The following is an 18,461-nucleotide window of genomic DNA, read 5'->3' as shown; positions in this document are numbered from 1 at the left end:
CAGCTCGAAGCTACAAGCTTCAAGCTGCAAGACAATCACGGTGGCAGGCACATCGCGCACTGCTGTTAACTGGCGGCTTGAAGCTTGCCGCTTGCAGCTGCCCTTATTGCGGATTGGCACGGGTGCTGGAAAGCAACGATTTCAGGTTGGCAGCCTTGGGCTTGACCAGCCAGAAACGACGCAGATAGTCATCGAGGTTCTCAGCGAGGTTACGACCCCATTCGCTGTCGGTTTCCGCGACGTATTCGTCCAGCACGCGTTGCAGGTGGCTGCGATAGGCTTCCATCGCTTCGCCGCTGATCCGCTGGATTTCCACCAGTTCGTGGTTGACCCGGTCAACGAAGGAGTTGTCCTGGTCGAGCACGTAGGCGAAACCGCCGGTCATGCCTGAGCCGAAGTTGTAACCGGTCTTGCCCAGAACGCAAACGAAACCACCGGTCATGTACTCGCAGCAGTGATCGCCAGTGCCTTCCACCACGGTGTGGGCACCGGAGTTACGCACGGCGAAACGCTCGCCTGCGGTGCCAGCGGCAAACAGCTTGCCGCCGGTGGCGCCGTACAGGCAGGTGTTGCCGATGATCGCACTGTCCTGGGTCTTGTAGACGCTGCCCTTCGGCGGAACGATGACCAGCTTGCCACCGGTCATGCCTTTGCCGACGTAGTCGTTGGCGTCGCCTTCCAGGTACATGTTCAGGCCGCCGGCGTTCCACACACCGAAGCTCTGACCGGCCGTCCCTTTGAAGCGGAAAGTGATCGGCGCGTTCGCCATGCCTTGGTTGCCGTGCTTGCGGGCGATTTCACCGGAGATCCGCGCGCCGATCGAACGGTCGCAGTTGCAGATATTCAGCTCGAAATCAGCGCCGCTCTTGTCGTTGATCGCCGAGGTGGCCATGTCGACCATTTTCTCGGCCAGCAGGCCTTTGTCGAATGGCGGGTTGCGCTCGACCTGGCAGAACTGAGGTTTGTCTGCCGGGATGTGATCGCTGCCCAGCAACGGGGTCAGGTCCAAGTGTTGCTGCTTGGCGGTCTGGCCTTCGAGGATTTCCAGCAGATCGGTACGACCGATCAGCTCTTCGAGGGAGCGCACGCCCAGCTTGGCCAGCCACTCACGGGTTTCTTCGGCGACGTAGGTGAAGAAATTCACCACCATGTCGACGGTGCCGATGTAGTGATCCTTGCGCAGCTTCTCGTTCTGAGTCGCGACGCCGGTGGCGCAGTTGTTCAGGTGGCAGATGCGCAGGTATTTGCAGCCCAGGGCGATCATTGGCGCGGTGCCGAAGCCGAAGCTTTCGGCGCCGAGGATCGCAGCCTTGATCACGTCGAGGCCGGTTTTCAGGCCGCCGTCGGTTTGTACCCGGACTTTGCCACGCAGGTCATTGCCACGCAGGGTCTGGTGGGTTTCGGCCAGGCCGAGTTCCCACGGCGCGCCCGCGTATTTGATCGAGGTCAGTGGCGATGCACCGGTGCCGCCGTCATAGCCGGAGATGGTGATCAAGTCCGCGTAGGCCTTGGCCACACCGGCAGCGATGGTGCCGACGCCTGCTTCTGCCACCAGCTTCACCGAGACCAAAGCCTTCGGGTTGACTTGTTTCAGGTCAAAAATCAGCTGCGACAAGTCTTCGATCGAGTAGATGTCGTGGTGCGGTGGCGGCGAAATCAGGGTCACGCCCGGCACTGCGTAACGCAGCTTGGCGATCAGACCGTTGACCTTGCCCCCTGGCAGCTGACCACCTTCGCCGGGCTTGGCACCCTGGGCGACTTTGATCTGCAGCACTTCAGCGTTGACCAGGTATTCCGGGGTCACACCGAAACGGCCAGTCGCAACCTGCTTGATTTTCGAGCTCTTGATGGTGCCGTAGCGCGCCGGGTCTTCGCCGCCTTCGCCGGAGTTGGAACGCGCACCGAGGCGGTTCATGGCTTCGGCCAGGGCTTCGTGAGCCTCAGGCGACAAGGCGCCCAACGAGATGCCAGCGGAGTCGAAGCGCTTGAGCACCGATTCCAGCGGTTCGATCTCGCTGATGTCCAGCGCCGTGTCCAGGGTCTTCACCTTGAACAGGTCGCGGATCATCGACACCGGACGGTTGTCCACCAGCGCCGTGTATTCCTTGAACTTGCTGTAGTCGCCCTGCTGCACAGCGGCTTGCAGGGTGCTGACCACGTCCGGGTTGTAAGCGTGATATTCGCCACCGTGGACAAACTTCAGCAAACCGCCCTGCTGGATTGGCTTGCGCGGGCTCCAGGCTTCGGCGGCCAAGGCTTTCTGCTCGGCTTCGATGTCGACGAAACGCGCACCCTTGATGCGGCTCGGCACGCCACGGAAGCTCAGTTCGCAGACTTCTTCGGACAGGCCAATGGCTTCGAACAACTGCGCACCGCGGTACGAAGTGATGGTCGAGATGCCCATCTTCGACAGGATCTTCAGCAGGCCTTTGGTGATGCCTTTGCGGTAGTTCTTGAACACCTCGTAGAGGTCGCCCAGTACTTCACCGGTACGGATCAGGTCGCCCAGCACTTCGTAGGCCAGGAACGGATAGACCGCCGAGGCGCCGAAACCGATCAGGACCGCGAAGTGATGCGGGTCGCGAGCGGTGGCGGTTTCCACGAGGATGTTGGAATCGCAGCGCAGGCCTTTTTCGGTCAGGCGGTGATGCACCGCGCCGGTGGCCAAGGATGCGTGAATCGGCAACTTGCCCGGGGCAATGTGACGGTCACTCAGCACCACCTGGGTACGGCCGGAACGCACGGCTTCTTCAGCCTGATCGGCAACGTTGCGGATCGCCGCTTCGAGGCCGACGCTTTCGTCGTAGTTCAGATCGATGATCGCGCGCTCAAAGCCCGGACGATCGAGGTTCATCAGCGAGCGCCACTTGGCCGGAGAGATAACCGGCGAGCTGAGGATCACGCGCGAAGCGTGTTCCGGCGACTCCTGGAAGATGTTGCGCTCGGCACCGAGGCAGATCTCCAGCGACATGACGATGGCTTCACGCAGCGGGTCGATCGGCGGGTTGGTCACCTGGGCGAACTGCTGGCGGAAATAGTCGTACGGCGTGCGCACGCGCTGGGACAGCACGGCCATCGGCGTATCGTCGCCCATCGAGCCCACGGCTTCGTAGCCTTGCTCGCCGAGCGGACGCAGCACCTGGTCGCGCTCTTCGAACGTGACTTGATACATCTTCATGTACTGCTTGAGCTGGTCGACGTCGTAGAAAGCCGAACCGTGGTCGTTGTCTTCCATGGTCGCCTGGATGCGCAGGGCATTCTTGCGCAGCCATTGCTTGTACGGATGACGGGACTTCAAGCGGTTGTCGATCGCATCGGTGTCGAGGATCTGACCGGTTTCGGTGTCCACGGCAAAGATCTGGCCCGGGCCTACACGGCCCTTGGCGATCACGTCTTCAGGCTGGTAGTTCCAGACACCGATTTCCGAGGCCAGGGTGATGAAACCGTTCTTGGTGGTGACCCAACGCGCCGGACGCAGACCGTTACGGTCGAGCAGGCACACCGCGTAGCGACCGTCGGTCATGACCACGCCGGCCGGGCCGTCCCACGGCTCCATGTGCATCGAGTTGTATTCGTAGAACGCCCGCAGGTCCGGGTCCATGGTTTCGACGTTCTGCCACGCAGGCGGAATGATCATCCGCACGCCACGGAACAGGTCGATGCCGCCAGTGACCATCAGCTCGAGCATGTTGTCCATGCTCGAGGAGTCAGAACCGACACGGTTGACCAGTGGGCCGAGTTCTTCCAAGTCCATCAAGTCGTTGGTGAACTTGGTGCGACGGGCCACGGCCCAGTTGCGGTTACCGGTGATGGTGTTGATCTCGCCGTTATGGGCGAGGAAGCGGAACGGCTGCGCCAGCGGCCATTTCGGCAGGGTATTGGTCGAGAAGCGCTGGTGGAACACGCAGATCGAGGTTTGCAGGCGCTGGTCGCTGAGGTCTGGATAGAAGGCGGTCAAGTCCGCCGGCATCATCAGGCCTTTATAAATAATGGTCTTGTGCGAAAAGCTGCAGATGTAGTGATCGGCGTCGGCGGCGTTGGCCACGGACGAGCGACGACGGGAAGTGAACAGTTTGATCGCCATGTCCTGATCGCTCAGGCCTTCACCGCCGATGTACACCTGTTCGATCTGCGGCAGGCGCTCCAGGGCCAGGCGGCCGAGGACGCTGGTGTCGATCGGCACTTTGCGCCAGCCGACGAGGGTCAGGCCGGCCGCAAGGATCTCGCGGTTCATGTTTTCGCGAGCGGCTTCGGCTTTGACCGGGTCCTGGTTGAAGAAGACCATGCCCACGGCATATTGCTTGGGCAGTTCGACGCCGAAGGTTTCCTGGGCAATGGCTCGCAGGAACACGTCCGGCTTTTGAATCAGCAAGCCGCATCCGTCACCGGTCTTGCCGTCGGCGTTGATCCCACCGCGGTGGGTCATGCAGGTCAGGGCCTCAATGGCCGTTTGCAAAAGGGTATGACTGGGCTCGCCCTGCATATGGGCTATCAGGCCAAAACCGCAGTTATCCTTGAATTCATCTGGTTGGTACAGACCTGCTTTCATAGACACTTTCTCACCAGGCTGCCTCTTTTCGAGGCAAATTTCTTTTCAATTCAACCACTTGCATTCCGCGCCGAACGTACGCCAGCTTAGCGGGGGCAAAAGGGTGGTCATTGTACACAGCGACACAGACGCTCACAAATTTGACGACGAACTGTCGCAAATCTATGTCGCATTTGTGAAAGGTTTAAAGCGATCTGCTGTGCTAGTCAAAACTTTTTTAATTTTGACCGCAACGACTCAAAGACTACTGTAACGCAGACACCACAAGGCACGCGGCCTCTGGGGCAGCATGCTACTTGCGGAAAATTTTGAGGTGCCGGGAGAGGCGGCCTGGGTAAGGCCGCCGAATCATCAGCGAGCTGTAGCCAGTTCCTGTTGGACGCTGGCGACGGAGCGAGGCCAAGGTTTACCAGCCTGAACCTTCGCTGGCAAGGCCTTGATGGCGGTAACGGCTGCATCGCGGTTGGCGAAGCTGCCGTAGGTGATGACGTAAAGCGGTTTGCCGTTCAGCACTTTCTTGAAATAACGGTACTCGCCGCCCTGCTCCTTGACGAAGGATTGTGCAGCGGTTTCGGAGCTGGTGCCGAGGATCTGCACCACGTAGTTGCTCGTCGGCTGCCCGGCGTACCAAGTGCCGCCGGCGGCTTTAGCGACGGTAACCGGCTTCTCGGCCGGTTTGGCGGCGACTACGGGCTTGGCCGGCGCTGGAGCCGGCTTGGCCGCTGGCGCAGGCGCTGGCTTGGCGGTAGCGACCTGGGTCGGTGCCGGCGCCGGTTTGGCGGCAGGCGTCGGTGCAGGGCCAGGCTGGATGCCGGTCGGCGGTGCGATGGTGGTCACGGTTGGCGGCGTGGCGCTGGAGCCTTCGACCGGCACGCCGTCGTCGCCTTCAGTGATACCACCGGCCGCTTCGGCCAGTGGGCTGCGCATGACCGGTTGCTGCTGGCCGACGAGCGGCAACGGCATCGGCTGCGTGTTACCGGCGAACTCTACCGAAGGCGCGCCCCCGGCAGCGTTAGGTTTTGGCGTGCCCAGTGGCAGTTGGGCCTGTTCGTTGGCCGGTGCGCCGGTGGTCGGTGTCTTGCTGCGGCCCGGCATCAACCAGGCGGCGGCTACCGCGACCACGACTACGGCGGAAATCGCCAATACGTGTTTCTTCGGCATGTTGAACCCCATACTTGGACGCTTCACCGCTGTGCGGCTGGCAATCATGGCTTCGATCATCGCATCGCGGGCGACCTGGTTGATGTTGCCAGGCCAACCGTCGGAGCTTTCGTGAATATCAGAGATCTGATCCGCGGTGAAAAGTTCGATACCCCGACCGGCGCCTTCGAGACGCTGATCCAGGTATTCGCGGGTTTCTTCTTCGGTGTAGGGCTGCAATTCGATGACGTGGAAGCGCTCTTCCTCGAGGCTCAACGCCTCCAGTTGCGCAATCAGCGACGACTCGCCGAACAGGAACACATGAGGGCGACCCTCCGGTGCACCGGCGGCCAGGGCCATCAAGGCTTCGAGCGCGGACTCGTCGAGTTGCTCGGCGTCATCCACCAGCAAGTAGACTTCCTGCCCGGTCAGGGCCAGTTGCACCACCTGGGCCAGGATCGCGTTGATCTCGGCCTGGGCCACGTTCAGCGCCTGGGCGACCTGGCGCAGCACACCGGCGGCATCACCGGCACCACGGGCGGAAACCACCACGCTTTGCACGGACTGCTTGTTGGTGCTGGCCACCAGGGCCTGGCGCAACAGGGTCTTGCCGCTGCCTTGCGGGCCAGTGACCACCAGCAGCAACTGGCTGTAACGCGCCAGGTGATGCAGTTGCCCCAGCACCGGTTTGCGCTGGGCCGGGAAAAATTTGAAGCCAGGCACCCGTGGAGCAAAAGGGTCATGACTTAACTGGAAATGGCCAAGGAAAGCCTCGTCGGCATGCAAACTAGTCATCGGGATCTTATTAACCTTTAAGCTGAGCCAGGGCGCGGTAATCCGCTCCCAGCGTGGCCTGTAGAACCTCTTTCGGATAATCGTCGGTCACCACTGCTTCGCCCATGTGGCGCAGCAGCACCAGGCGCAAACGACCGTCGATCACTTTCTTGTCAATTGCCATGTGTTCGAGAAAATCGGCTTCGGTCATCTCTTGCGGCGGGATGACCGGCAGGCCGGCACGCTGGAACAGGCGAATACCGCGATCTCGCTCCTGTTCGCTGATCCAGCCCAGGCGCGCGGACATTTCCAGCGCCATTACGGTGCCAGCAGCGACCGCCTCACCATGTAGCCACACACCATAGCCCATGTGGGTTTCGATGGCGTGGCCGAAGGTGTGACCCAGGTTCAACGTGGCGCGCACGCCGGTTTCCTTTTCGTCGGCGCCTACCACTTCAGCCTTGGCCTCGCAGGAGCGCTTGATGGCGTATGTCAGGGCGACCTGATCCAGGGCGCGCAGGCGATCGACGTTTTCTTCGAGCCAGGTCAGGAACGGCTCATCGCAGATCAGCCCGTACTTGATAACTTCGGCGAGGCCCGCAGACAGTTCGCGAGCCGGCAAGGTATTGAGCGTCGCGGTATCGATCAGCACCACATTGGGCTGATAGAAGGCGCCCACCATGTTTTTGCCCAGGGGATGGTTGATCCCGGTCTTGCCTCCCACCGACGAGTCGACTTGCGACAGCAGCGTGGTCGGCACCTGGATGAAGTCCACGCCGCGCTGGTAGCAGGCGGCAGCAAAACCGGCCATGTCACCGATCACGCCGCCACCGAGGGCGATCACCGTGGTGCGGCGGTCGTGCCGGGCGGTCAGCAGACCGTCGAAAATCAGTTGCAGGGTTTCCCAGGTCTTGAAGGCTTCGCCGTCGGGCAGCACCACCGAGACAACTGAAAACTGTGCGAGGCTTTTGGTCAGACGTTCGAGATAGAGAGGCGCCACGGTCTCATTGGAAATGATTGCCACTTGCCGTCCGCGAACGTGCGGGGCCAGCAATTCGGGCTGATCCAACAAACCTTCGCCAATATGAATCGGGTAGCTGCGCTCGCCTAGATCGACCTTGAGTGTCTGCATGTGTCCCCACAGTGAAGATGGAATCAGGCGTCCTGCCTTGAGTTAACGAATGTGCGCGGCGCCTGCTGGTGTGACGCCATTTGATAGCCATCCGCCACAACCTTGGTCGGCCATGACAGGACGCCGAGGATAGCGCATTTCGCGCCGCGCTTTAACGGGGCGGAAGTTGCTGCAAGCGTTCGAGGATGTCTAGCACGACCATTCGCGGCGGCCGCTCATCGGTTTCCACCACCAGATCAGCGATTTCCCGATAAAGCGGATCGCGGATCGTCAGCAGGTCGCGCAGGGTCTTGGCCGGATCGGCGGTGCGCAACAGCGGACGATTGCGATCGCGGGAGGTGCGGCCAACTTGCTGCTCGACGGAGGCGTGCAGATAAACCACGCGCCCCCCGGCATGCAGGGCCCGACGATTGGCTTCGCGCATCACGGCACCGCCGCCGGTCGCCAGCACGACGCCGTCGCAGGCGCACAGCTCTTCGATCATCGCTTGCTCGCGATCACGAAAGCCGGGCTCGCCCTCTTTATCGAAGATCCACGGGATATTGGCGCCCGTGCGCAATTCAATTTCCTTGTCGGAATCTTTGAATGGCAGGCGCAGCTCTTTGGCCAGCAACCGGCCGATGGTGCTTTTTCCAGCCCCCATCGGTCCAACAAGAATCAAATTTCGCACAGAATCAATGACTCACAGCAATCGCCTGGTTGTTCATGATACGCGGAGTGAGAAATACCAGCAGCTCGGATTTTTTCTCCGAAACCACGTCACGCCGGAAAAGGCGGCCAAGATACGGCACATCGCCGAGAAATGGCACCTTATCTACAACCTTGCTCTGAGTATTTGAGAAAACCCCGCCAATGACGATGGTCTCGCCATCGTTGACCAGCACTTTGGCGTTGACTTCGTTTTTCTTGATCGGCGGGACATCGTTGAGCTTGTTCAGATAGTCCGGCTCATCCTTGGTGACCTTGACCTCCATGATGATGCGGTTGTCCGGGGTGATTTGCGGCGTCACTTCCAGGGACAGCGACGCCTCCTTGAACGACACCGAAGTCGCGCCACTGGAGCTGGCTTCCTGATAGGGAATCTCGGTGCCCTTGAGGATTTTCGCGGTCTCCTTGTCGGACGTAACCACCTTGGGCTGCGAGACGATTTCGCCGTTGCCGGTCTTCTCCATCGCCGTCAGCTCAAGATCGAGCAGCACGTTGTCGGTGATGAACGCGATGCCGAGCCCCGAAGTATTGGCCGCCGTCCCCATGTCGACGAACGACGAGTTGGTGTTCGTGCCGCCAGGCGTACCAATGGTGGCCGACCCGCCGGTGCCGTTGCTGACACCCGACGTGTTCCAGTTGCCCTTGTTCTGGACCGACCCACCCCAGCGCACGCCCAGGCTCTTGTCGTAATCGACGTTGGCTTCGACGATCCGCGCCTCAATCATCACCTGGCGCACCGGGATATCCAGTTGCGCGACGATGCGCCGGAGCTCGTCGAGGCGATCCTGGGTCTGGTAGGCGATGATGTTGTTGGTCCGCTCGTCGACGGTGATCGAACCGCGCTCGTCGACTTTCGCATCGGCGCTGGTCACCGAGGTGAACAGCTTGGCGATGTCCGCGGCCTTGGCGTAGTTGACCTGCAACAGCTCCCGACGCAGTGGCGCCAGTTCGGCGATCTGTTTCTGCGACTCCAGCTCCTGACGCTCCCGCGCGGCGATTTCATCGGCCGGCGCGACCAGCAACACGTTACCGATCTTGCGCTTGTCCAGACCTTTGGTTTTCAGCACCAAGTCCAGCGCCTGATCCCACGGCACGTTCTGCAGGCGCAAGGTAATGCCGCCCTGCACCGTGTCGCTGGCCACCAGGTTGAGATTGGTGAAGTCGGCGATCAGTTGCAGCACTGAGCGCACATCGATGTCCTGGAAGTTCAGCGAAAGCTTTTCGCCGGTATAGGCAAAACGTTCAGCATTGCGCTTCTGCAAGTCGTCGGCAGTGACCGCACGGATGCTGACGGTCAGCTTGTTGTCGGTCTGGTAGGTCGAATACTCGAAGGCGCCGCTGGGTTCAACACTGATCACGGCGCGGTCGCCCGTGGCACTGGCGTTGACGAATTGCACCGGGGTGGCGAAATCCTTGACGTCGAGACGCACGCGCAATCGCTCGGGCAATTGGGTCCTGGCGAAACCGAGGAGGATCTTGCCGTCGCGCTCCTGGATGTCCGGGGCAATGGAGGGGTCCGACAAATCGATCACCACATTGCCTTCACCCTGGGTGCCGCGCTGAAAGTCCACGCCACGGATGGCCTTGCCCACCGGCGCGTAGGTTTTCGCCGGGGCCGGCGTTGCGGTGGCGACGCGCGGTGCGACGGGCTTGGTTGCCGCGCTTTTGGCGCCTTGCCCGACGACCACGAACAGATTGTTGCCTTCGACCCGGGAGCTGTACGGCGCCAGTTGGGTCAGGTTGATGATCAGTCGCGTCCGGTCCTTGGCCTCCACCACCGTGGCAGTGCGGGCGTTACCGCCACCCAGGTCGCGATTCTTGCTGGCCAGTTTGCTGACCACGCCCGGCAAATCCAGCGCAATGCGCGCCGGTTGCTCCGTGGTGTAGCCATGGGGCGGCGGCGGTGGTCCGTCGAAGGTCAACTTCAACTCGACGCGGTCACCCGGCAGCGCAGCGACATCCAGCGCATTGAGGTTGGCCGCTTGTACCATCGGCGACAGCAGCGCTATCCATAGCGAAATACCGAGGGTTGAGAAAATCCTGTTCATTGTTCGAGTTCCACTATGAGTGCTCTTTCAAAGGGATGGTCCGTGGTCGTTCCAGCCAGGCGCCTTCGCCGTCGGGAACGATTTCGACCACATCGACTTGCGAGCCGCTGATGGCGACGATCCGTCCATCGTTACGCCCCAGGTAATCGCCGACTTTCAACCGATGCACACCGCCCGCCCCGCGCAGCAGCGCAAAGGAGCCAGAGGCATTGGAGATGGTGCCGACCATTTCAAACTGCTCGATGTTGAAACCTTCGAGGTACTGCTTGACCCGATTGGGGTCGGGCTTGACGTTGCGTGAACCGTGCTTCTGGCCCGCCAGGTCAACCCTGACCTGCCGGGAAAACGGACTGCGCAGGTTCGCCGCGCTGTACGTGAATGTGGGGTAAGACCGGAATGTCGGCGTTGGTTCAATCTTGCCCGGCGGACGCAGGCGCACTTCGTTCAGGTACGCGTCCAGGTCGCCGAAGCCATTGTCGCCGCCGCAACCGGCCAGCCCCGCCAACAACACCCCCATCGAAAAACAACGCAACGGGCTCATTTTTGCAGCCCCTTGTCGTTGTAGCGGTAGGTCTTGGCGAGGATGCTCATGCGCAGCTTCGTCCCGCCGTCGGGATTGGCCGGCGCCAGGTCAAAGTCATGCAGGGTGACGATGCGCGGCAGGCCGGCCACGCCACTGACGAACGTGGCCAGGTCGTGATAGGCGCCAGTGACAGTGATCTGGATCGGCAATTCAATGTAGAACTGCTGGGTGACTTCCGGCAGCAACTTGATTTCTTCGAATTCCAGACCGCTGCCCAGGCCGGTACGGGTGATGTCCTCCAGCAAACCGGGGACTTCGGTGTCGCTGGGCAGTTGGCGCAACAGTACACCAAAGGAGTTCTCCATCTCCTTCATCTGCTGGGTATAGAGCTCGAGGTTCGCCGCCATACTGGCCTTGCTGGCGAATTGCTCCTTGAGCGTCGACTCTTCCGTGCGCTTGAGATCGAGCTCGTTTTGCTGGTCGCTGATGAAGAAGTTGTAGCCCAGCGCCAACACCAGAACCATCAGCAGGATGCCCGCCAACGCCTTGATTGCCGGTGGCCAGGAGCCGATGTTGTTGGTGTCCAGATCATTGATGTCGATCTTGCGCAGCCCTTCGAACCATTCCGATGGCGTCATTTAGCGGCCTCCATCGAGACTGGTCGGGTCTGACGCACGGTCAACTGAAAGACGTTGGCCTGGTCCAACTGACCGGCGGTCGTCGCCTTGACCTCGGTCAGGCTTGGCGCGTCGAACCAGTCCGAGGCATCAAGATTGCGCATCAGCTCCGAGACCTTGTTGTTCGACTCGGCCGCGCCGGTAATCGCCAGGCTCTTGCCTTGCATTTTCACTTCGGTGAAATACACGCCGTCCGGCAGGGTACGCGCCAACTGCTCGAAGATACGCCCGCTGATCTGCCGGTTGCCCTGCAGGTCCTGGATGATGCGCATGCGCTCCACCAGTTGCTGGCGGCGGGCCTTGAGGTCGCTGATTTGCTTGATCCGCTCATCGACCACGGCGATCTGTTTGCCGAGGTAATCGTTGCGGGCCATTTGCTGGCTGATGGCGCTGCTGAAAACCTGGTTGGCAATCAGGACCAGGCCCACCGAACCGACCAGCACGCCCACCAACGTCAGCAGAAAACGCTTTCGGCGCTCTTCGCGCAGCTCTTCACGCCAGGGTAAAAGGTTGATCCGCGCCATCAGTCGAAACTCCTGAGGGCCAGACCGCAGGCAATCATCAAGGCCGGCGCATCGCTGGCCAGGGCGCCGGCGTTGACCTTGCTGCTCAGCGACATGTCGGCGAACGGGTTGGCGACCTGGGTCGGGGTGCCCAGTCGTTGTTCGATCAACCGATCGAGCCCGGGCACCGAAGCGGTGCCGCCGGCCAGCAGGATATGGTCGACCGCGTTGTACTGGCCGGACGCAAAGAAAAACTGCAATGAACGGGAGACCTGCTGCACCAACGCTTCGCGGAACGGTTGCAACACCTCGCTGACGTAGTCGTCCGGCAAGCCGCCCTGTTTCTTCGCCAGCCCGGCCTGCTCGACCGTCAGGCCGTAACGGCGCTGGATCTCTTCGGTGAGTTGGCGACCGCCGAACAATTGTTCGCGGGTGTAGATGATCCGGCCGTTGTGCAGCACGCTCAGGGTGGTCATGGTCGCGCCGATGTCCACCACCGCGACGGTCGGACGCTCTTGATTCGAAGCGAGCTGGGGCGCCAGCAGGCCAAAGGAGCGCTCCAGGGCGTAGGCTTCGACGTCCACGACCTTGGCGGTCAACCCGGCCAGGGCCAGGGCAGCCTCACGGACCTCGACGTTTTCTTTTCGACAGGCGGCAAGCAAAACATTGACCCGTTCGGGGTTGCGTACCGATACGTTCTGGACTTCGAAGTCGATGGCGACCTCATCCAAAGGGTAAGGAATGTATTGATCGGCCTCGATCTTGAGCTGGTTTTCCATCTCGTCGTCGGACAGCCCGGCATCCATCTCGATGGTCTTGGTGATCACCGCCGAACCGGCCACGGCCACGGCGACATTGCGGATCCCGGTGCGGGCCTTGAGCAGCACGCGAGACAGGGCCTGGCCCACGCCTTCGAGCTCGGCGATGTTTTTTTCGATGACGGCGCTGGCCGGCAGCGGTTCGACCGCATAGGCCTCGACCCGGTAGCGATCGCCCTGGCGGCTCAGCTCCAGAAGCTTCACCGACGTGGAGCTGATGTCGATCCCCAGAAGCGTTCTGGTCTTTTTATTGAAGAGTCCTAGCACTACCAATTCCCTATGACTATCCGTGAGTTACGGACTCTGTAATGTGCATTGCGTTCAATCACTGCGTCTTGACAGAAGCGCCAATGACGCCCCCGGCGGAAAAATGCTTATAATGCCCAGCGATTTTTTCCGCTTTTACTGCCCGCGCGGGTCGTTCTCTGTGTAGTCGAGACCCTGACGCCAAATTCATTCTTTACCCTGGATGTCCAAACGCCTTGATTCGTCTGCTGAAATTTTTCGGTTGGTCCATCGTCGCCGTTTTCTGCGGACTACTTTTAGGTCTCAGTGGCGCCTATCTTTACCTTAGTCCGGGTTTGCCGTCCGTGGAGGCGCTGAGAAGCATTCAGTTGCAGATTCCTCTACGGGTATACAGCAGCGATAACAAGTTGATTGCAGAATTCGGCGAAATGCGCCGCACGCCGATCCGGTTCGCCGACATTCCCCCCAATTTCATCAATGCGTTACTAAGTGCTGAAGACGATAACTTCGCCAACCACTATGGCGTCGACCCGAGCAGCCTGATGCGTGCGGCGACCCAATTGGTCAAAAGCGGCCACATCCAGTCCGGCGGCAGCACCATTACCATGCAGGTCGCGAAGAACTTCTTCCTGACCAGCGAACGCAGCTTCTCGCGCAAAACCACCGAAATCCTCCTGGCCTTGCAGATCGAACGGCAGCTGACCAAGGACGAAATCCTTGAGCTGTACGTCAACAAGATTTACCTGGGCAACCGCGCCTACGGCATCGAGGCCGCCGCGCAGGTTTACTACGGCAAATCGATCCGTGATGTGAGCCTGGCGCAGATGGCGATGATCGCCGGTCTGCCCAAAGCCCCGTCGCGCTTCAATCCTTTGGCCAACCCGGCCCGCAGCAAGGAGCGTCGCGACTGGATCCTGGGGCGGATGTACAAGCTCGGGAAAATCACCGAAGCCGACTACACCACCGCGATCAACGAACCGCTGAACGCCAGCTATCACGTGCCGACCCCGGAAGTGAATGCGCCGTACATCGCTGAAATGGCCCGCGCCGAAATGGTCGGCCGCTATGGCAGCGACGCCTACACCGAAGGTTTCCGCGTCACCACCACGGTGCCGAGCAACTTGCAGGAAATGGCCAACACCGCGCTCCACGAAGGCTTGATGACCTACGACCAGCGTCACGGCTATCGTGGTCCCGAGTCGCGCCTGCCGGGCAAGACCCGCGAAGCCTGGGCCACCGAGCTGACCAAGCAGCGCACCATCAGCAGCCTGGAGCCGGCCATCGTCACCCAGGTCGACAAGAATGGCCTGCAAGTGATGACCCGCACCGGCGACGAACACGTCAGCTGGGACACCATGAAATGGGCACGGCCATTCCTCAACACCAACAGCATGGGTGCCAACCCGAAGCAGCCGGCGGACGTGGCCCAAGTCGGCGACCTGATTCGTGTGCAGCGCCAGCCGGACAACTCGCTGAAGTTCAGCCAGATCCCGCAGGCACAGGGCGCCTTGGTTTCCCTGGATCCGCAGAACGGCGCGATTCGCTCGCTGGTCGGCGGCTTCGCTTTCGAGCAGAGCAACTACAACCGCGCCTTGCAGGCCAAGCGTCAGCCGGGCTCGAGCTTCAAACCGTTCGTCTACAGTGCCGCCCTGGATAACGGCTACACCGCCGCCACCCTGGTGAACGATGCGCCGATCGTGTTTGTCGACGAGTACCTGGACAAGGTCTGGCGTCCGAAGAACGACACCAACACCTTCCTCGGCCCGATCCGCTTGCGCGAAGGCCTGTACAAGTCGCGTAACCTGGTGTCGATCCGTCTGCTGCAGGCCTTGGGCGTTGATCGCACCATCGATTACATCAGCAAGTTCGGCTTCAACAAGCAGGACCTGCCGCGCAACCTGTCCCTGGCCCTCGGCACCGCGACCCTCACGCCGATGGAAATCGCCACCGGCTGGAGCACGTTCGCCAACGGCGGCTACAAGATCACCCCGTACATCATCGACAAGATCGAAAGCCGCAACGGCGACACGCTGTTCGTCGCCAACCCGCCGAGCGTGCCTAAGGGTGATGCGGCGACCAGTGGCATTGCCGCACCAGTCGCCCAGACGTTCACGGTCAACCCGCCTCCTGGCGAGGCCACGACCGCTCCCGCTACGGTGCCGCAAACCCCGGCCCTGGCCGAACGTATCGTCGATGGCCGCACCACGTTCATTCTCAACAGCATGCTGGAGGACGTGATCAAGCGTGGCACCGGCCGTCGCGCACTGGCTTTGGGCCGCTCTGACATCGCAGGCAAGACCGGTACGACCAACGAATCCAAGGACGCCTGGTTCTCCGGTTACAACGCCGATTACGTGACCACGGTCTGGACCGGTTTCGACCAACCCGAGAGCCTCGGTCGCAGAGAGTTCGGCGGCACCGTCGCGCTGCCGATCTGGATGAACTACATGGCTGCCGCGCTCAAGGATAAGCCGCCGCACACGCAAGCGGAGCCGGAAGGCATCCTCAGCCTGCGGGTCGACCCGGTCAGCGGCCGTGCGGCCACGCCAAGCACGCCTGGGGCCTACTTCGAGCTGTTCAAGGCCGAAGACACGCCACCGACGGCCAGCGAACTGGGCAACGGCACCGCGCCAGGCAGCCCGTTGCCGGCGGACGAAGCGGCGCCGATCGATTTGTTCTAGAGAAACAGCTACAAGCGGCAAGCTTTAAGCGGCAAGAAGAAGCAAGAGCCATGCGCACCGCTCTTAACTTGCAGCTTGTAGCTTGCCACTTGAAGCCCATAAAAAACCCAGCACTAGGCTGGGTTTTTTATGGGCGCTGCGATGATCGTTCCCTCGCTCCGCGTGGGAATGCCTCAACGGACGCTCCGCGTTCGGCTGTGAGAAGGGACGCGGAGCGTCCCGGGCTGCATTCCTTTGCTGCGCGTGGGAACGATCAAGAAAGCAGCGACTAGCTTTAAGCTGCAAGCTACAAGTAAAAGCAAGAGCCATGCGCGCCGCTTTTGACTTGCAGCTTGCAGCTTGTCACTTGAAGCCCATAAAAAACCCAGCACTAGGCTGGGTTTTTTATGGGCGCTGCTCTTATCCGTTGAACACGTCATCCACGCTTTTCAGCGGGTAGTTCTTCGGATACGGCAGGGTCGCTACGCCGGTCTCAATGGCGGCTTTGGCCACGGCATCGGAGATCACGGTGATCAGGCGGGCGTCCATTGGTTTCGGGATGATGTACTCACGACCGAATTCCAGCTTGATGCCGCCGTAGGCGTCGCACACTTCCTGAGGAACCGGCAGCTTGGCCAGTTCACGCAGGGCGTTGGCCGCAGCCACTTTCATTTCTTCGTTGATGCGCTTGGCGCGAACGTCCAGGGCACCGCGGAAGATGAACGGGAAGCCCAGTACGTTGTTGACCTGGTTCGGGTAGTCCGAACGGCCGGTCGCCATGATCACGTCATCACGGGTGGCGTGAGCCAGTTCCGGGGCGATTTCCGGATCAGGGTTGGAGCACGCGAACACGATCGGGTTGGCCGCCATGGACTTCAGGCCTTCGGCGCTCAGCAGGTTCGGGCCGGACAGGCCGACGAACACGTCTGCACCGGTCAGGGCGTCAGCCAGGGTGCGTTTTTCAGTCGCGTGAGCGAACACAGCCTTGTACTGGTTCAGGTCGTCACGGCCGGAGTGGATCACGCCGGTACGGTCAACCATGAAGATGTTTTCGATGTTGGCGCCCATGCTCACCAGCAATTTCATGCAGGAGATGGCGGCCGCACCGGCGCCCAGGCAGACGATCTTGGCGTCGGCGAGGGTTTTGCCAGCGATTTCCAGGGCGTTGATCATGCCGGCCGCGGTAACGATCGCGGTGCCGTGCTGGTCATCGTGGAACACTGGAATGTCGCACTGCTCGATCAGGGCACGTTCGATCTCAAAGCACTCAGGTGCCTTGATGTCTTCCAGGTTGATGCCACCGAAGGTGATGGAGATACGCTTGACGGTGTCGATGAAGGCTTGCGGGCTTTCGGAGTCGACTTCGATGTCGAACACGTCGATGCCGGCGAAGCGCTTGAACAGCACGCCTTTGCCTTCCATCACAGGCTTGGAAGCCAATGGGCCGAGGTTACCCAGGCCGAGAATCGCGGTGCCATCGGAAATGACTGCAACCAGGTTGCCTTTGCCGGTGTATTTGTAGGCCAGTTCAGGATCGCGGGCGATTTCGCGTACTGGTTCGGCTACGCCGGGGCTGTAGGCCAGCGACAGGTCGCGGGCGGTAGCGGTGGCCTTGGTGAGCTCGACACTCAGCTTCCCTGGACGAGGATGGGCGTGATATTCGAGAGCGGCAGTTTTCAAATCAGACATGTGGGCATTCCGCTTTTTACTGTTGGACAGACGGACCGCCGAGGATACGCGTGTCGCAAAGTCCCTACAAGACTGACCAGTCACCCCTGTCAAGCGCCCGGGCCTACGACTTTGGGCCAAGAGCCACGGAACACAAGGGATTGACTGTTCACAATCCCATCAAAAAATGTCTACAATTTTTTATCGACGTCCTGTTTGAAGCATGGCGGGATCACTCAGAGGCAAAAGCCATCGCGCCTGACCTTTTTCGAGTCCGCCCCGACGCGAACGGTCCAGCACCCAGCCACGCGCCTCGATCTGCTTGCCCTTCAGACGTTCCAGCGCGGCCACATCGAACCGCCCCAGCACATTGGGTGCAACGCGCAATACAACTGAATCCTGAAACTCGATCCAAACCCCGCCGCGATTGCGCTGGACCTTGCTCACACGACCGCTGAGCAGCGCAAAACCGGACGCCTTGATCTGATCCGCTTTCAGTACAGGCGATTGCCGCCATAGCCCGCGACCCGCCTGCCGGGCCGCGCGTTCCGCCGCCTGCTGGCAACTCACCAAATCGACATTCGGCGCGATCGCCACCTGAAAACCGAGACCTTCGGCGAGCATTTGCGCTTCGAGACTGGCGCCGTCGGCACTGTAGACATGGGCCAATGTGCGACCGTAGCGATCCTTGCCCTCTTTACCCGGCAGCAAACCGACCCGGCCCTTACTGGCAGCCACCAGCGCTTCGAGGCGTTTGCGCGCCGCCACGGCGAAGGGTTCGTCGCTTCGGCCTTGCTTGCCCAGTTCCGGGGTGTTCAGGCCGATCATGCGCACACTGCGGCCATCGCGCAGGCGCAGGGTGTCGCCGTCCACTACCCGTTGCACGGCAACAGGCGTCAAACCGCTCGGCGCAGGGCAAAAGGCCTGGGCGCCGGAAAGCCAAATCGCAGACACAAAAAAGGCGCCCACAAGGGACGCCTTTTTCATTAGCAAGGAAAAGCCCATAAGGCCTTTG

At 60.9% G+C, this 18,461-nt stretch carries 12 protein-coding genes; 1 reads left to right on the top strand and 11 read right to left on the bottom strand.

Annotated features, from left to right (window positions below; all coding sequences use genetic code 11):
• Positions 1 to 103: 103 nt before the first annotated feature.
• The 9 genes from gltB to FQ192_RS14260 form a co-directional block, all read right to left on the bottom strand.
• Positions 104 to 4,549: a glutamate synthase large subunit gene (gltB, locus tag FQ192_RS14305; RefSeq protein ID WP_149659177.1), complete on the bottom strand. Its 4,446-nt coding sequence runs from the start codon at positions 4,547 to 4,549 to the stop codon at positions 104 to 106.
• Between the two features lie 351 nt (positions 4,550 to 4,900).
• Complete coding sequence (locus FQ192_RS14295; RefSeq protein ID WP_149659176.1) at positions 4,901 to 6,484, bottom strand: AAA family ATPase; 1,584 nt, start codon at positions 6,482 to 6,484, stop codon at positions 4,901 to 4,903.
• A gap of 10 nt (positions 6,485 to 6,494) precedes the next feature.
• Positions 6,495 to 7,595 (bottom strand): 3-dehydroquinate synthase, encoded by a 1,101-nt coding sequence (gene aroB, locus FQ192_RS14290; RefSeq protein ID WP_149659175.1) that lies wholly within the window; start codon positions 7,593 to 7,595, stop codon positions 6,495 to 6,497.
• Positions 7,596 to 7,746: 151 nt separating this feature from the next.
• Entirely contained in the window at positions 7,747 to 8,265 is a 519-nt protein-coding gene (aroK, locus tag FQ192_RS14285; RefSeq protein ID WP_149659174.1) for a shikimate kinase AroK, read from the bottom strand.
• Between the two features lie 4 nt (positions 8,266 to 8,269).
• Entirely contained in the window at positions 8,270 to 10,351 is a 2,082-nt protein-coding gene (gene pilQ / locus FQ192_RS14280; RefSeq protein ID WP_149659173.1) for a type IV pilus secretin PilQ family protein, read from the bottom strand.
• A 13-nt stretch (positions 10,352 to 10,364) separates the two neighbouring features.
• Positions 10,365 to 10,892, bottom strand: coding sequence for a pilus assembly protein PilP (locus FQ192_RS14275; protein WP_149659172.1), 528 nt, complete (start codon positions 10,890 to 10,892; stop codon positions 10,365 to 10,367).
• Positions 10,889 to 11,512 carry a type 4a pilus biogenesis protein PilO gene (gene pilO / locus FQ192_RS14270; RefSeq protein WP_149659171.1) on the bottom strand — a complete coding sequence of 208 codons (624 nt, stop codon included), beginning with the start codon at positions 11,510 to 11,512 and terminating at the stop codon, positions 10,889 to 10,891. Before pilO ends, FQ192_RS14275 begins: the two co-directional genes overlap by 4 nt.
• The gene (locus tag FQ192_RS14265) at positions 11,509 to 12,075 is read right to left on the bottom strand and encodes a PilN domain-containing protein (RefSeq protein WP_149659170.1); all 567 of its coding nucleotides are present in this window, start codon (positions 12,073 to 12,075) and stop codon (positions 11,509 to 11,511) included. The genes pilO and FQ192_RS14265 overlap by 4 nt, the downstream gene beginning before the upstream one ends.
• Complete coding sequence (locus FQ192_RS14260) at positions 12,075 to 13,139, bottom strand: pilus assembly protein PilM (RefSeq protein ID WP_149659169.1); 1,065 nt, start codon at positions 13,137 to 13,139, stop codon at positions 12,075 to 12,077. Before FQ192_RS14260 ends, FQ192_RS14265 begins: the two co-directional genes overlap by 1 nt.
• Before the next feature lie 218 nt (positions 13,140 to 13,357).
• Here FQ192_RS14260 and FQ192_RS14255 point away from each other — a divergent pair, with 218 nt between their 5' ends.
• On the top strand, positions 13,358 to 15,799 hold the full coding sequence (locus tag FQ192_RS14255; RefSeq protein ID WP_372242345.1) for a penicillin-binding protein 1A: 2,442 nt from the start codon (positions 13,358 to 13,360) through the stop codon (positions 15,797 to 15,799).
• A 399-nt stretch (positions 15,800 to 16,198) separates the two neighbouring features.
• On the opposite strand, the gene FQ192_RS14250 is transcribed toward FQ192_RS14255, so the two are convergent.
• Together FQ192_RS14250 and FQ192_RS14245 are read right to left on the bottom strand one after the other, a co-directional pair.
• Entirely contained in the window at positions 16,199 to 17,467 is a 1,269-nt protein-coding gene (locus tag FQ192_RS14250) for a malic enzyme-like NAD(P)-binding protein (RefSeq protein WP_054054610.1), read from the bottom strand.
• 180 nt (positions 17,468 to 17,647) lie between these two features.
• Entirely contained in the window at positions 17,648 to 18,451 is an 804-nt protein-coding gene (locus FQ192_RS14245; RefSeq protein ID WP_149659167.1) for a thermonuclease family protein, read from the bottom strand.
• Between the last annotated feature and the right edge of the window lie 10 nt (positions 18,452 to 18,461).

This window comes from Pseudomonas sp. ANT_J12 (genome assembly GCF_008370045.1).
Taxonomy (GTDB): domain Bacteria; phylum Pseudomonadota; class Gammaproteobacteria; order Pseudomonadales; family Pseudomonadaceae; genus Aquipseudomonas.
Note: the sequence above shows the minus strand (reverse complement) of the source record. Positions and strands in the feature narration are given on the sequence as shown.

What these genes read in the sequence shown, in the direction of transcription:
- gltB (WP_149659177.1), bottom strand. Translation starts at nt 4,549, where the DNA reads ATGAAAGCAGGTCTGTACCAACCAGATGAATTCAAGGATAACTGCGGT.
- FQ192_RS14295 (WP_149659176.1), bottom strand. Translation starts at nt 6,484, where the DNA reads ATGACTAGTTTGCATGCCGACGAGGCTTTCCTTGGCCATTTCCAGTTA.
- aroB (WP_149659175.1), bottom strand. Translation starts at nt 7,595, where the DNA reads ATGCAGACACTCAAGGTCGATCTAGGCGAGCGCAGCTACCCGATTCAT.
- pilQ (WP_149659173.1), bottom strand. Translation starts at nt 10,351, where the DNA reads ATGAACAGGATTTTCTCAACCCTCGGTATTTCGCTATGGATAGCGCTG.
- FQ192_RS14275 (WP_149659172.1), bottom strand. Translation starts at nt 10,892, where the DNA reads ATGAGCCCGTTGCGTTGTTTTTCGATGGGGGTGTTGTTGGCGGGGCTG.
- pilO (WP_149659171.1), bottom strand. Translation starts at nt 11,512, where the DNA reads ATGACGCCATCGGAATGGTTCGAAGGGCTGCGCAAGATCGACATCAAT.
- FQ192_RS14265 (WP_149659170.1), bottom strand. Translation starts at nt 12,075, where the DNA reads ATGGCGCGGATCAACCTTTTACCCTGGCGTGAAGAGCTGCGCGAAGAG.
- FQ192_RS14250 (WP_054054610.1), bottom strand. Translation starts at nt 17,467, where the DNA reads ATGTCTGATTTGAAAACTGCCGCTCTCGAATATCACGCCCATCCTCGT.
- FQ192_RS14245 (WP_149659167.1), bottom strand. Translation starts at nt 18,451, where the DNA reads ATGGGCTTTTCCTTGCTAATGAAAAAGGCGTCCCTTGTGGGCGCCTTT.